This window comes from Alcaligenes aquatilis, from assembly GCF_003076515.1.
Lineage (GTDB): Bacteria > Pseudomonadota > Gammaproteobacteria > Burkholderiales > Burkholderiaceae_B > Alcaligenes > Alcaligenes aquatilis.
Map to the genome: position 1 here is coordinate 2,346,631 of NZ_CP022390.1, position 14,786 is coordinate 2,361,416.

Here is a 14,786-nt window from a genome sequence, read left to right on the forward strand (position 1 = left end):
ATCAGGCACGCTTTTGCTGGGCATAACCCTTCAGGACCTCATCACGCAAGACGGCCCAGATTGCCGCATGCAATTCGACAAAACGGGGGTCGTTGCGCACTTCGGCCACGTCACGAGGGCGTGGAAGATCGACATGAAATTCGCCGATGGGATGCGTGCCCGGCCCAGCCGACAAAACCACCACCCGATCGCTCATGGCAATGGCTTCGTCCAGGTCGTGAGTAATGAACAGCACGGCTTTACGCTGTGCCATCCAGATCTCCAGCACTTCATTTTCCATCAATTGACGGGTCTGAATGTCCAGCGCCGAGAACGGCTCGTCCATCAGAATGATGTCGGGATCACGAATCAGGGTCTGGGCCAGCATGACGCGTTTGCGCATGCCACCCGACATTTGATGCGGATAACGATCCTCGAAACCACCCAGCCCAACTCGCTTGAGCCACTCCTGGGCACGGGCGCGAGCCTGATCCTGCGGGACACCGGCAAACTCCAGACCGGCCATCACGTTGGATTCGGCACTGCGCCAGGGCATCAGTGCTTCGCCCTGGAACATGTAGCCAGCACGCTCGTTCACCCCTTGCAGGGGTTTGCCAAACACTCGGACTTCGCCCGACGAAGGGCTCAGCAAGCCCGCCCCTACGTTCAGGAGCGTGGACTTGCCGCAGCCCGTTGGGCCTACAACCGACACAAACTCGCCTGGAGCAATACTCAGGCTGGCGTCACGAACCGCTGTGTACGTACCTTTGCCATCCCGGGAGGCAAAAACACAGCTGATGTTATCTAAAGAAAGTGCTGCCTCAGACATTGGGGTACTTCTTGTTGGCATTGTCAGCAAATTCATTGGTGTAGATTTTGCTGATATCAATCTTGGATGCGTCCAGATTCGGCACAAAAGCGGCCAGTGCATTCAAGGCGGTAGCAGGGCCATCAGCATCTACCAAGCCGTTGGGCGAGAGTGCTTCTTTGTTGGCATCCAGACATTGCTTGTACAGTTCCACGTCACCGAGCAGATAGGTTGCGGGCACGGTCTTGGCAATGGTTTCGGCATCATTGGCCTGAATCCATTTGTCGGCGCGCACGATGGCGTTGGCCAGAGCCTGAGCCGTGTTCGGGTTCTGGGTGATGAAATCTTCAGAAGCGTACAAGCAGGCCGAAGGCATATTGCCACCAAAAATAGCCTTGGTATCGGCAAGGGTACGAGTGTCAGCAATAACACGCACTTCGTTTTCTTTAAGCAAGGTGCCGATCACCGGATCCAGATTGGCCATGGCATCAATCTGGCCCGTACGCATGGCAGTGACGGCACCGGCGCCCGCGCCTACACCGATAAAGGCCACATCCGACGGTTTCAGACCGTTTTGCTCCAGATAAAAGTTGACCATCATATTGGTCGAGGAGCCCGGTGCGGTCACACCGATTTTCTTGCCTTTCAGATCGGCTGGCGACTTATAGTCAGCCATCGTCTTGTTGGACACAGCCAAAACAATGGCGGGTGCACGCCCCTGCTGCACAAAGGCGCGGTACATCTGCCCTTTGGACTGCAAGTTGATGGTGTGTTCAAAGGCGCCCGACACCACATCGGCACTACCGCCGACGACGGCTTGCAAAGCTTTGGAGCCACCAGCAAAGTCCGCCACTTTGACCTTGAGACCTTCGTCTTCAAAATAACCATTGATCTCGGCAATGGACAATGGCAGATAGTAGATCAGCGCCTTGCCACCGACGGCAATGGTCAGATTTTTTTTCTCGATTTCTTGCGCACGGCCCAGCGATGGCAATGACAGCGCCAAACCCGATGCTCCAACCAGTTTGAGCGCATGACGACGAGTCAGTTTCATGGCAATCCCCTTCTTGTTGTTGGTCATTAATTATTTAGGTTTGATACTTATACTAAAAAACAAAAGGGGGGTATCCCCCCCTTGTCCACCAAGCGGTCAAACCCGATTACGTGGCGCGACGCTCCATCAAGGCCCAGGCAATGGTGCTGGGGTCTACGTACTCCAGCTCGCTGCCGGCTGGCACACCGCGGGCCAGTCGAGTCACTTTCAAACCTTGGCTAGTGAGCATTTCCGCCAGATGATGGGCGGTGGTTTCGCCCTCTGCGGTGAAATTGGTCGCTAGAATCACTTCCTGCACTTGGCCATCACTGGCTCGCTCTAGCAAGCGGTCAAATTGCAAGGCATCCGGCCCTATGCCTTCCAGTGGCGTCAAACGCCCCATCAGCACATAGTAAAGGCCTCGATAGCCATGCGTAGCCTCGATCATGTTTTGATCGGCAGGTGTTTCCACCACACACAACAACGCCGGATCACGGCGGGGATTGGCACAGGTTTCACAAATAGCTTGGACTGTAAAACCATTGCAGCGCTGACAGTGCTGCAGTGCCGTCGTGGCATGTTCAAGAGCCCGGCTTAATTGGTCGGCACCTACCAAGTCATGTTGCAACAAATGGTAGGCCATGCGGCGAGCGCTACGCTCACCCACACCGGGCAGCCGACGCAGAGCCTGGATCAGAGCCCGAAGCGGTTCGGGCTCTGCGATCTGCGGTTCGTTCATTAGAACGGAAGCTTCATACCGGGAGGCAGTGGCAGGCCAGCGGTGACACCCGCCATTTTTTCCTGCGAAGTGGCCTCGGCTTTGCGCTGTGCATCGTTAAAAGCAGCAGCAATCAAATCTTCCAGCATCTCTTTTTCGTCTTCCAGCAGGCTGGGGTCGATAGAGACACGGCGCACATCGTGGCGGCAGTTCATGATGACCTTGACCAGACCACCACCGGAAACGCCCTCGACCTCGATATCGGCCAAGGCTTCCTGGGCCTTTTTCATGTTTTCCTGCATTTGCTGCGCCTGGCGCATCAAGCCGGCAATCTGACCTTTCATCATGGTTTGGTTTTCCTGATTGATAGAAATTGACAATGGGCCATTCAGGCGGCCCGAACCAAAGGAGTGGCCTTGATTGACCCGGCTTTGACGCTGCCGTCAAAGTCCTGGATCAGGCTCAAGACAAAGGGATCCTGGGCAACCTGCTCTTCGGCCTGTCGCTGACGCTCGGCCAGCTTGGCCTGCTCCACGGCATGCGCGGTAGCATCGCCTGTATCCCCGTATTCGATCACCAACTGAATGGACTGGGCAAAATATTCCGATAGAACAGTGCGCAAGCGCGCTTTGCCCTGACTGCCTTCAGTAGCCTTGATTTTGGCACGCAGGTGGATTTCCTGGCCTTTCACGCCCAGCCATTCGCTCTGGCGGGCCAGTTCGGCGGCCCAGCCGCTTAAGGGCAAGCTGGTTGCCACGTCGGGCCAGGTTTCCGGTTTCATGCCGCCCAGTCGCACGGTGCGCGGGTTGTCCGAACCGCTCTGCGGCACGAGCAGGCCCAGTTCGGTGTCGGGCATGAAGCGATCAGACATGGACACAGACGGTACATCGCCGTCTTCTTCGGCACGAGCCGCGTCCATATCCAAAGGCTGGTAATTCTCGAATTCTTCGTCCATGCCCTCGGACAACCAGGCGGGCTCATCCGGGCCGTCCTGGGTAGAGGCGGCTGGCGGCGCTTCTTCTGCCACCGGGTCTACTCGGGCGGCAGCCTGGGCTTGAGACGACATCAGGGGCTGAGCACTGCTCTTGCCCTGGGCTTTGGAGGATTCTGCAGCGGGATCGGCAGAGGAGTCTGCCTGGTCTGCGGAAGTGGATTCAACGGCGGGCGGAGCGGATGGCGTTGATGCCGCTTGGGCGGCTTGAACAGCGCTGCTGTCAGCAACTGCGGTCGCCGCTTCTTGAGGCGAACTGGTCGTGGAACCGGCTTCAACGCTTGCGTCCGCTGGGGCAGATTCTGAAGTGTCATAGCTGACCCCCGCGCCGGCAGGCTCGGGAGCATCTTCCCAGGCCGGGACAAAGTCGTCGTCAGCAGGGATGGATTCTGCGACAGGCGCCGCTTGAGCTGCGGCAACATCAACGGCCGGGGCGGCTGCGGTGGCAGAGGCCTGTGCCTGCTCAGATGCGGCCTGTGGATCAATCGCAGGCTGGGGGGTTTTTGTTGCCTGTACTGCTTGTGCCGTTTGCCTTCTCTGTTCTGTTTGCGCCCCCTGCTCAACTTGCTGTGTAGACGCAGCAGAAGCGGCGGCATCAACAGGGGTTGCAGAAGCAGCCGGTACCGACGCAGCCTCTGAAGCAGCGGGAGCTTTCGCAGGAGCGGGAGCAGCCTGAGCGGCACCAGCAGTATCAGACCCCGAAGGCCCTGCTGGCGGTGGCACATACGCCGAGACGGGCTCGGGCAGCAAGGCCAGCATGCGCAAGCACGCCATCACAAAACCGGCGTACTCATCCGGAGCCAAAGACAGCTCCTGACGACTGTGCACCGCGACCGAATAAAACAACTGCACATGATCAGGCGAGAGTGTGGGTGCCAATTGCCGCACCGCCTCTGCCAACGGATCATCATCTGAAATCGTGCCAGGGATACGCTGCTCGATAGCGATACGGGACAACAAGGTTGCCAAATCCGCCAGAGCACCCGAATAAGACAGGCCACGCATGGCCAGATCATCGGCCACACCCATAATGGCCTGCGCATCGTAAGCGACCAGTGCTTGCAGCAATTGCGCCAAGTGGCGTTGATCAATGGTGCCCAGCATGGCTTGCACAGCCTGGGCGCTAAGATCGCCCGCGCTATAGGCAATGGCCTGATCGCTAAGCGATAAGGCATCCCGCATGGAACCATCGGCTGCCTGCGCCAGCAGACGCAAGGCAGGCAACTCGAACTGCATTTCTTCCTGGGTCAGAATGTCCTGCAGGTGGCCCACAATCGCAGGCACGGTCATCTGCTTCAAATTGAATTGCAGACAGCGCGACAAGACGGTGACCGGAATTTTTTGTGGGTCTGTGGTCGCCAGAATGAATTTGACGTGCGCTGGCGGTTCTTCCAGCGTCTTGAGCATGGCGTTGAAGGCGTGCCCGGTCAGCATGTGAACTTCGTCAATCATGTAGACCTTATAGCGGCCCGAGCTGGGGGCGTAGACCGCCTGTTCCAGCAGCTGGGTCATCTCTTCCACACCCCGGTTGGAGGCGGCGTCCAGCTCTACATAATCAATAAAGCGGCCAGCATCAATCTCGGTACACGCGCGGCAAACGCCACAGGGCTTGGAGGTGATGCCGGTTTCGCAGTTCAGCGACTTGGCCAGAATACGCGACAAGGTGGTCTTGCCCACGCCGCGTGTGCCCGTAAACAACCAGGCATGGTGCAGGCGCTGGGTATCCAGGGCGTGCGTCAGAGCGCGCACCACGTGGTCCTGACCAACCAGGGTGTCAAAGGAGCGAGGGCGCCACTTGCGGGCCAGAACGAGATAGGTCATGCGAATTCCGGACGGCGTGAACCATCAATACAAATAAGCGAAAGGAAAAGTGTACCGGATTCGGTGCTGAAGGGAAGCAGATAGACCGGGCGCGCATAACCCGATAAGCAAATGAAGTGGCGAGCCTGACTCCGGCACTGATTCTGCACGGCTGTGGCTGCTTCGTTCCCGACCTGACCAGATTCACCGCCGAACCATGCGGAGGGGCCCGCCGACAAGTAGTGTAGCATTAATACGGCAGCCAAAGATCGGCTCTCGGGAAATAAAGCGCCGCCCGCGCCGGTCGCCCATCCAGAGCCTGCACCTGCTCACAATAACGCTGCAATTGCGGTGCGTAGCGCTCCAACATACGCGCTGCAAAATCATCCTGACTTTCATGCTCGGCGGGCCGCCCCGTCTTGTAATCCACCACCAGCCAGTGATCTTCCTGGGAAATCGCCAAGTCGATAATCGACACCCGACCACTGACATCCAGCAAGGACCACTCCCGGTAGGCGCGGCTGACACCCAGCAACCAGCGACCACGCTCGGTCTGCACGGTTGCGGCAATGGCCTCAAACAAGGATTGGGCAGCCTCATCCAGGTAGGCGGCAGGCACCCCGGCCCGCAGCAACTGGCGACGCATGACGACGCGACCTTGCTGCAAACGCTCTACCGGCCATTCGTCCAGACCTTCACGACCCAGCTTTTCCAGCCAGTCGTGGGCAACCGTCCCAATGGCTTTTTCATGAGTCGTATCCAGGGACCACTGCCAGCTTTGATACTGTGGGCTGGCGGTCTGCAATTGCTCGGGTGGCGCAGCAGGCAAGCTCACCACACGCTGCAACAATGCCGCAGAACCTTGCCCCGACTCCTCTTGCTGCCTGCCCTGCTCGGCTTGCCAAACCGGCGCCTGTGGCTGCTCCAGGACAGGCCAGACACGGCTTAACAAGGAGCGGCCATCCGGCTCGCGCAGACCCTTGTCCTGGGTGATGCTCAGCTCCGCAAACAAGTGCAACTCCTGACGGGCACGCGTCAGAGCCACGTATAAAAGACGGTGGCTTTCCTGCTCGGCTCGGATACGTTCCCGCGCTGCCAGAAACTGCGACACCGGATCGCGTTGCTCGCTGCCCTTATGGCTGATCGGCCCCAGAATCAGGCGCTCGGCGCTGTGTTCCAGACGAATCAAGGGCTCGGAATCGGCTGCCGACTGCTTGTGCAAGCCAAACAAGATAACAGTTTCAAACTCCAGGCCCTTGGACTTGTGAATCGTCATCACCTCCACGGCCTTGCCCGTCCCTTGCGGGGTGGCATACAAAGACTCCACGCGGGCCTGCAATTGCTGCTGATCGGGCGGTCCATAGGGACACAGCTCCTCCAGCAGCCGCAAAACTTGTTCGGCATCGGCCTGATCGGCCAGGCTTGGATAAACCTGCGGCCCGCCCAAGCGCGTCCAGCATTCCTGCACCCAGGCTGCAAAAGGCATCAAGCCGCTGCGATTACCTTTATCCAGCAAGATCTGGCAAGCGAACAGCAGCCGGTCGCGCTCATTCGCATCCCAATCTTCAAAATCCTGATTGTGTGTGAAGAATTCCAGCCTGGCGGCCGGAGCTTCTCCGCCACCATCCGGGGGCGCCTGTGGCGTCATAGTCATCTTGCCTCGCTTGACCTCGCCGTCAACGGCGAGGTTCGCTCTCAGGCTCGTGGTCAGCTCGGCCAGGGTCTGCGTGGGATGCAAAGCGCACAAACGATGCAGACTCTCCAAACGCAGGCCGATCAATGGCGAGCGCAACACGGACAGCCAAGCCAGTCGATCTGCCGGGTGAGCCAAGGCACGGACCAATTGCACCAAATCCGCCACCACAGGGCGCTGCTGCAAGGGCTCCAGCTCTACCGCTCGGCACGGTACGCCCTGCTCGCCCAGCTTGCGCACCAAACCCTGCAAGTGCGAACGTGCTCGCACTAGAATTGCCACCGGATGCTCACTGTCCTGATAACGTTCCAGAGCTTGAGCCGCGCATTGCACCGCTTCTTGCACCGCACGTTCCTGAGCCGCTTGCTGCGACGGCACGGCATCCTCTCCCCGTGCCACCCGGAAATGCCAGGACGGATGAAACTGCACCGCCCACTCGGGAATATCAGGTTTGAAGGCAGTCGAGTGTTCATACGTGACCATGCCCAGATCCGGATCAGGTCGAGCCGGAAACAGTTGCGCCCCCACCCTATTCACCCACTCCACCAAACGCGGGTGCGAGCGGAAGTTATTGCTGAGATTGAGCGGCTCCAGCTCCACTTCACCTAAACGTCGCGCTTGCCAGACCTGCAGAAACAAACCCACTTCCGCCTTGCGGAAACGGTAAATGGACTGCATGGGGTCGCCCACCAGAAACAGGCTACGCCCATCACCCGGCTCCCAGCCACTGGTCAGGCGCTCCAGCAATTGCACCTGGGATTGGCTGGTGTCCTGAAATTCGTCCACCAGCAAATGACGTATGGACCTATCCATACGCAACAGCAGTTCGCCCGGCTCATCGGCATCGCCCAAGGCTTGCAGGGCACGTTGAGCAATCTCGGTGAAATCGACCTCGGCTTTCTCGGCAAAGCGCAGTTTCAATTGCGCCGCAGCCAGCCACAAGACCTGAATCAGATTGGACAGAACTTCTTGCTGCTGGGCGGAGTATTGTTCGGGCAGAAGGCGGGCACTGGCCAGGCGAGCAATCCAGGGCTCTGCCCCCAGACAATTACTCAACCATTCAGTCAGAATTTCTTTTTGCGCTGTTTTTGGCGGAAAGCCGTTACGCACGGTCAGGCTTTTGCGCAGATCGCCTTTATCCGTCAGCAACAAGGCTGCCAGACCACGCCAGCGCGGCAAATCGTCCATAACCGGGGCCAGATTGTCGCCTTGCCAATCGGCCAGGGCCAGTACATCGCCGCTTTCCAGATTCGAGGCCGCAAAGCAGGCCAAAGGCGCCAAAGTCCGTGCCCAGCCGGGTGGCAAAGCATCGCTTAGCTGCTGCAGTTGCTGCTCCACCACCTCGCGCAAGCTGTCTTGCAAAAGCGCCACGTCACCGCCCTGCCCCACGGCTGGCAGCCACTGATCGCGGCTGGCCAACATACCGGCCAACAGGGCTTGCGCCTGCAGCAGGTTGACATCCATATGCTCCAGAAAGCGCGCCACGCTAGGGACGCTTTCCGCCATTTCCAGCGTGGCCCAGGCCGCCGCTTCGTAATGCTCCTGTGCCTTATCAGTAATGGCCGGCACCCCGCCCAGCCCCGTAATCCAGGGCATGGCACGCACCAGGTGCGCACACAAGGAGTCAATGGTACGGATACTCAAGCGTGCCGGATAGGCCAGCAAATCCCACTGCTGTTCCTGATTGCGCTGCATGGCCGCGCGCGCCAGCTCCCAACTGCGTACGCGATAGGACTCGGCAGGCCGTTCCTGATTGGCAGCGGCCAGCTTCTCCAGCACTCGCGCATGCATTTCAGCCGCAGCTTTACGGGTGAAGGTAATGGCCACAATTTCTTCTGGCCGCTGCACGCGAGCCAGCAAAGCCAGAATTCGGTCGGTCAGCAGCTCTGTCTTGCCTGAACCGGCAGGGGCTTGGACCAGAAAGGAGGACTCGGGGTCCAGTGCCCGTGCACGGGCGGGGCTATCGCTAGGGACAGTCAGCATGACACCTCTCCTCCATTGTCTTGGAGGTCTTCCTGGAACAAACGTAAAAAGGGCAAAACATCGCAGTACAGCAAATCGTTGCGGTTCCAGATCTGGTTGGCGGCCTGCCCTTGCAGGAACTCATCCGCCAGACCTTCCACCGCCTGTTTCCACTGCGCGATTTGTGCGGTCCACTGCTGGGCACTTTCCAATTCGGTCAGGCCCTCAATATCCATGCCGGGCGCGGCCAAACCACTTAAGCCCACCTGACGAGCATGCAAGCGCACAAAAGCCAAGCCACTGACGGTTCGACCTTCATCCTGCAAGGCCGCGGCATAAAACGGCAATTGCAGATTCACAGGTCTGGGCCGCAGCCAATCTTTATCGGGTCTGAGTTCGCCTATGCCAGTTTTGTAGTCCATCAGCAACTGCTCACCATCGGCCAGATCATCCAGACGATCCAGACGCAGGCTCAAACGCAGTAAGCCACGGCTCCAGCTCAATTCCTGTTCCGTCGCGCCCAAGGCAAACGGCGGACGCTGGGCTTCCTGATGCGCGTATTGACTCAAAACAGCCAGACCCCGCTCCATTTCCAGGCTGCGCAGCACCGGGCCGTAATCGGCCAGCTCTTCCTGAGCGGCCTGATCAATACACACTTGCACCACGTCCAACAGCGAGTCCTCGCCAATCAGTTCGTGCAAGCTGTCCTGATCCTTCACACGCAGCCAGAACAGTTCGACGGCGCGGTGCAGAAACACCCCGCGTGTATTCATATCACCTACACGGGCGTAATCAGGCAAGGCCTGACCATGCAAACGAAACTTCACAAAAGCCCATAAGGGATTGCGGGCCTGCGTATCCAGCACGCTGATTCCGCCGCGTATGCGCTCTTCAAGCTTCAGGCTGGGGCCTTGCTCGTCCAGCAAGGCTTCCTGTGCGACGGCCTGCTCTGCCTGCACCGCCCAAGGCATTTCCAGCACAGGCCAATGCGCGATCAAAGGGCTGGGTCTGAGCTCTTGCTCCCCCTGATTCAAAGGCGCACTGAGCAAGACCTGGTTGCCACAGCGCAGCAAGGCGCTCAACATCCAGCGCGCCCACTCCAGCTCCCGCTCTGGCGTACTGCGCGGGGCTTGCACCCGGCGCAGCACTTGGGCGGGGATCAGGGGATTCGGTTTGACGGCAGCGGGCAAAATATCATCGGTCAGGCCCAGCACCCATACGGCATCCCAACGCCCGCCTTCCGCCTCCAGAAAGCCCAGCACATCCAGACGGGAGCGCGGATCACGCTGTGGCTGGAACAGATTTTCACGGGCCATGCGCGCCAGAGCACTTTGCGCCTTCAAGGCACTGATACGGCCCAAGACAGGGGCTTGCTGCGCCAGTTGCAGCAGCAGGGCCTCCAAAGCTTCCAAGGTTTGAAACTGGGCGCTATCCAAACGATTGGTTCCGGGAAAACCCAAAGCCTCCAGGCATTGACGCATCACTGAAGCCCAGGTATCCACCCCTTGAGCGCCGGCCGACACGGACTCGAAGCGCTCCACCGCCTTGGCCCAGGCCAGGGCCAGTTCGGGCGTATGAAAGCTGAGCATGTCGGCAAATTCTTTGCGGCTCACTTGCGTGATGCGATTGTCGCGCCAGGCCTTGTCAATACGGGCACGGCCGCCTGCTTCGGACTGTTCTGCCTGACACGCTCCCAAACGCAAGGCTTGACCCAGCATGGCCGGCTCGGCCTGCCCCTTGGTCGCCAGGGTAAACAGGGCTTTCAACCAGGCCAGGGCTGCTTCAACCACGGGCCACTCGGCCAAGGATCGGGCCGCTGCCACGTTATAGGGCAAGGCGCCTTGATCCGTGTGCATGGCTTGCCGCAAGAGGCGATGCACCAGCGGCAGTTGCGTTTCCAACTGCGCCGCCACAATGGCTACCGTGCGATCCGGGTCCTCATCCAATTGACGACGCGCCCATTGCACCGCCAGGCGCCATTCCGTATCCGCATCCTGCGCCTGCACCCGATGAACTTCCGTGGCCTGCGCCTCTTCGTGCTGCAACTGCAGAATCTCCACTCCCATATTCTGCAAACCCATTAAAAGGCTTTGCAGACGCGGCGAGTATTCATGAAAACCATGCAGCACCATATAGCGATGACGCATGTGCAAGGCGCCGGCCTGCACCGCTTTCAGCACGCGCTCGGCAGCCAGATTCGCGTCATCCAGATCCGCCTGCTCCAGGCTTTGCCGGTAGTGAGAGCGCCATTGCATGAAGCGTTCAAAATCTATGCTGGCCTCGCCGGGTTTGAGCTCAATATTCCATTCATCCAGCAGGGTATCGGCTTCACAGGCCAGACGCGCTGCCTGGCCGACATCCAGGAAGTAGCCCTCTTCCTCGCACTGCTCGATGCTGTGTTCCCAGCGCTGCAAGGCGGCGAAGCGATCCATCTGGTGCGCAGCCGGTTGCCATTGCTCGGAAAAGCAGAGCTGATCGCTGGCCTGTGCCAGCCACGCCCCCAAGGGCACGATTTCCGGCACGGCGACCGTCCCGCCCGCTCCAGCCAGACGGGCCGACAAATGTCCCAGCAGGCGGCGCGCGTAGCGCTTGTTCACGGTTAACACAACCGTTTCGGCACTATTGAGCTCCTGCAATTGAGCCATGGAAACAGCAGGGGTGTCATACATAGAGAAAACCAGTTAAGGTTGCAAGGAAACAGAATGGCCAGCAACGCTGATCCGGCCATTGTACCGGCGCTCTATCCCTAGATTGTTCACGCCCTTACACTTATCGCCATGTCTAGTTCAAACACCCCCAATACCGAATTAACCGGCAGCCTGTCGCTGCGTACTGGCGAGCATACCTGGGGTAGCGCCCGCCGTATGGCCTTGCTGGCGGCGATCGCCGAGCAGGGGTCGATCTCTGCCGCCGCCCGCCATATTGGCATCAGCTACAAAGCGGCCTGGGACGCCATCGACATCATGAACAATATGGCGGGCGAGCCTCTGGTGCTGCGTAGCACCGGCGGCCATCGTGGTGGCGGCGCCACCCTGACGCCCAAGGCCATCGAACTGCTAGAGCTGTACCAAACCTACGACCGGCTACATCAACGCTTCATGAGCCGTATTGGTCGTTTAATGCCTTCCGTGGCTACTCAGATGGAGTTACTCCAAACCATGATCATGCAAACTTCGGCTCGCAACCAATTGCCCGGTATCGTTACCACGATCAAGACCGGTGCCGTCAACGACGAAATTCATGTGGATATTGGCCAGGGCCAAACCGTTGTTGCCTCCATTACGCGGGAAAGCACGGAAAACCTGGGCCTGCGTGAAGGGCAAAAAGTTCTGGCCTTTCTGAAAGCATCGTCAATCATGATTGGCACGGGCGACACCCGCAATTCGCTGTCCGCACGCAATCAGTTACCCGGCACGATTACCGATGTCATCACCGGTGCCGTCAATGCAGAAGTCCGTCTGGAGCTGCCACAAGGCCTGACAGTGACCGCCAGCATCACCCTGGACAGCACCCAGCGTTTGCATCTGGAAGCGGGCCAATCCGCCTATGCTCTGTTCAAGGCATCCAGCGTAATGATTGCTACGCTGTAAGGGCTTCCAGATCCGCGCTGCGACAACACTCCAAGACGCGTCCGTCGCGAATGCGATAGACCTCTTGGGCCAGGACTCTGGCATCTTCAGGATCGTGCGTAATCAAGATCGTGGGAATATCGATCTGGCTTTGCAACTGCGCCAGTTCAGCCCGCAAACGAACACGCAAATCCTGATCCAGAGCCGCCAAAGGCTCATCCAACAAGAGCAACTGAGGCTCAATCGCCAAGGCTCGCGCCAAAGCACAGCGTTGCTTTTGCCCGCCCGACAACTGGGCGGGGTAGCTACTTAATACCGACTCCAATTCAAACGCGTCTACCCAACGCTGGGCAGCCGCAGGCATGGCCCGCACGGAGCGGTTGAACAAGCCCCTGTTCAGACCAAAGCAAATATTCTGTGCGGCGGTCAGATGTGGGAACAGGCCGTAGTCCTGAAACAGGTACGCCACCCGACGCTCGCGCGGCTTCAGGTTGATGCCTTTTGCGGAATCAAAGTAGACCTGATCGCCAATCTGAATGCGGCCATGATCGGGCCGCAGCAAGCCCGCCACGCTTTGCACCGTCAAGGACTTGCCCGAGCCTGATGGCCCATACAACGCAATATGACGAGCCTCGGTTTGAATCTGAATGTTCAATTCAAAATGACGAGCCTCGCTAACTACGGTGCGTTGAATCTGTACCTTCAGGCTCATTGCATCCCTCTTTTACGGCGTACGTGACGGGGTGACAAAGCACGGGTACTCCACAAAACCAGCACACAGGTAATCGAAATAATAGCAACCAGCACTAAAGCCTGCTGATCTTCCCCTGCCTGCACCGCCTCGTAAATGGCGATGGACATGGTTTGGGTACGCCCCGGTATGCTGCCCGCAATCATCAAGGTTGCACCGAACTCGCCCAAGGCACGGGCAAAAGCCAGCAAAACCCCGGCCATAATGCCACGCGCCGCCAAAGGCAGGCTGACACGAAAGAAGATGGCCAAGGGCCTTAAACCCAACACACTGGCGGCATCTTCTAATCGTGGGTCCACATCCTCAAAAGCCGCACGCGCTGCCTTCAATATCATGGGAAAGGCCACGACTGTGGCGGCAATCACCGCGCCCTGCCAGGTAAAGATCAGCTCTATCCCCATACTGGAGAGCCATTGCCCTACGGCACTACGCCGACCCAATAGAACCAGCAGGTAATAACCGATAACCGTAGGCGGCAAGACCATGGGCAAGGTCAGGATGGAATCAAGCAGGTCACACCAACGCGACTGCCAGCGCGACAGCGCATAGGCAATGCCTATGCCCAACACACAAGCGAACAAGGTCGCCCAGCCGGCGACCTTGAGCGATAAGCCCAGGGGAATCCAAAATGAAGTCATCCGGCGATCAACATCCTATCAAGGCTTGGCAAAACCGTATTTTGCCAGCACTTGCTGCCCGGATTCAGACATGACGAAATCTTGAAAGGCCTGAGCCTTGTCACTACGGCCTTCACGCTGCACCAGAGCGATGGGGTAAGTGACAGGTTCAGTCGTCTTGAGCACCTCCAGCACGTGCACCTTGTCTTTCATGATGGCCGCGTCAGTCGCAAACACAAAACCGGCTTCCACCTCACCACGGGCGACGTAATCGAGCACCTGGCGTACGTTCTGACCCAGGATTTCTCGCTGTTTCACGGCATCCCACTGACCCGCTTTTTCCAAGGCAGCCTGGGTATAGCGGCCCACCGGCACCACGGCCGGGTTACCCAAAGCCACGCGTTTGACATCTGCTTTGTCCAGATCACCCACGTTTGTCACATTGGCAGGGTTGTCGCTTGGCACAATCAGTACCACCTGATTCTGCACAAAATTCTTGCGGGTAGCAGGGTCCACGACCTGGGCTTCTTCCGCCTTGTTCATAGCCTTTTGGTCTGCCGAGGCAAACACATCGACAGGAGCGCCGTTGACGATTTGCTGCAGCACGACATCCGATGCAGCGAAACTGGTCAGCACTTTGGTGCCGGGATGCTCTGCCTCAAACTGGCCAGCCAGTTCCTTGAAGGCATTGGTCAGGCTGGCAGCGGCGGCCACCACCAATTCATCGGCTTGCGCAGTGCCTTGCAAAAACAGGGATAAGGCAGCGACCGATACGACTCGTTTGAACATTGTTTTCTCCTCCAGGACGGGTGTAACGAATGAGTATAATCAGGAAATATATATAGGTATATAGCGTATATCTACC

Annotated in this window: 11 protein-coding genes and 1 other RNA gene; 1 reads left to right on the forward strand and 11 read right to left on the reverse strand. The window is 58.5% G+C overall.

Features of this window, described 5'->3' with window-relative positions:
- Position 1 precedes the first annotated feature (1 nt).
- The 8 genes from CA948_RS10745 to CA948_RS10780 all read right to left on the reverse strand — a co-directional run bounded on the left by CA948_RS10745 (position 2) and on the right by CA948_RS10780 (position 11,653).
- Positions 2–808, reverse strand: a complete 807-nt coding sequence (locus CA948_RS10745) for an ABC transporter ATP-binding protein (protein WP_094195827.1) — start codon at positions 806–808, stop codon at positions 2–4.
- Complete coding sequence (locus CA948_RS10750; protein ID WP_108727997.1) at positions 801–1,841, reverse strand: ABC transporter substrate-binding protein; 1,041 nt, start codon at positions 1,839–1,841, stop codon at positions 801–803. Before CA948_RS10750 ends, CA948_RS10745 begins: the two co-directional genes overlap by 8 nt.
- Before the next feature lie 106 nt (positions 1,842–1,947).
- The gene (gene recR / locus CA948_RS10755; RefSeq protein ID WP_094195826.1) at positions 1,948–2,559 is read right to left on the reverse strand and encodes a recombination mediator RecR; all 612 of its coding nucleotides are present in this window, start codon (positions 2,557–2,559) and stop codon (positions 1,948–1,950) included.
- Positions 2,559–2,885 carry a YbaB/EbfC family nucleoid-associated protein gene (locus tag CA948_RS10760; RefSeq protein WP_094195825.1) on the reverse strand — a complete coding sequence of 109 codons (327 nt, stop codon included), beginning with the start codon at positions 2,883–2,885 and terminating at the stop codon, positions 2,559–2,561. The genes recR and CA948_RS10760 overlap by 1 nt, the downstream gene beginning before the upstream one ends.
- Positions 2,886–2,926: 41 nt before the next feature.
- Entirely contained in the window at positions 2,927–5,350 is a 2,424-nt protein-coding gene (gene dnaX, locus CA948_RS10765; RefSeq protein WP_108727998.1) for a DNA polymerase III subunit gamma/tau, read from the reverse strand.
- Positions 5,351–5,465: 115 nt separating this feature from the next.
- Positions 5,466–5,563, reverse strand: an RNA gene (gene ffs, locus CA948_RS10770) — signal recognition particle sRNA small type.
- 16 nt (positions 5,564–5,579) lie between these two features.
- Positions 5,580–9,005: a UvrD-helicase domain-containing protein gene (locus CA948_RS10775; protein ID WP_108727999.1), complete on the reverse strand. Its 3,426-nt coding sequence runs from the start codon at positions 9,003–9,005 to the stop codon at positions 5,580–5,582.
- Positions 8,999–11,653, reverse strand: a complete 2,655-nt coding sequence (locus CA948_RS10780) for a hypothetical protein (RefSeq protein ID WP_108728000.1) — start codon at positions 11,651–11,653, stop codon at positions 8,999–9,001. Before CA948_RS10780 ends, CA948_RS10775 begins: the two co-directional genes overlap by 7 nt.
- A gap of 108 nt (positions 11,654–11,761) precedes the next feature.
- Here CA948_RS10780 and CA948_RS10785 point away from each other — a divergent pair, with 108 nt between their 5' ends.
- Entirely contained in the window at positions 11,762–12,574 is an 813-nt protein-coding gene (locus tag CA948_RS10785) for a TOBE domain-containing protein (protein WP_094195821.1), read from the forward strand.
- Here the strand turns inward: CA948_RS10785 and CA948_RS10790 are convergent.
- The 3 genes from CA948_RS10790 to modA are packed head-to-tail and all read right to left on the reverse strand — an operon-like array spanning position 12,564 to position 14,710.
- Entirely contained in the window at positions 12,564–13,265 is a 702-nt protein-coding gene (locus CA948_RS10790) for a sulfate/molybdate ABC transporter ATP-binding protein (RefSeq protein WP_108728001.1), read from the reverse strand. The two genes, CA948_RS10785 and CA948_RS10790, sit on opposite strands and share 11 nt — an antisense overlap.
- Positions 13,262–13,942: a molybdate ABC transporter permease subunit gene (gene modB, locus CA948_RS10795; RefSeq protein WP_094195819.1), complete on the reverse strand. Its 681-nt coding sequence runs from the start codon at positions 13,940–13,942 to the stop codon at positions 13,262–13,264. Before modB ends, CA948_RS10790 begins: the two co-directional genes overlap by 4 nt.
- An 18-nt stretch (positions 13,943–13,960) precedes the next feature.
- Entirely contained in the window at positions 13,961–14,710 is a 750-nt protein-coding gene (gene modA, locus CA948_RS10800) for a molybdate ABC transporter substrate-binding protein (RefSeq protein WP_094195818.1), read from the reverse strand.
- Between the last annotated feature and the right edge of the window lie 76 nt (positions 14,711–14,786).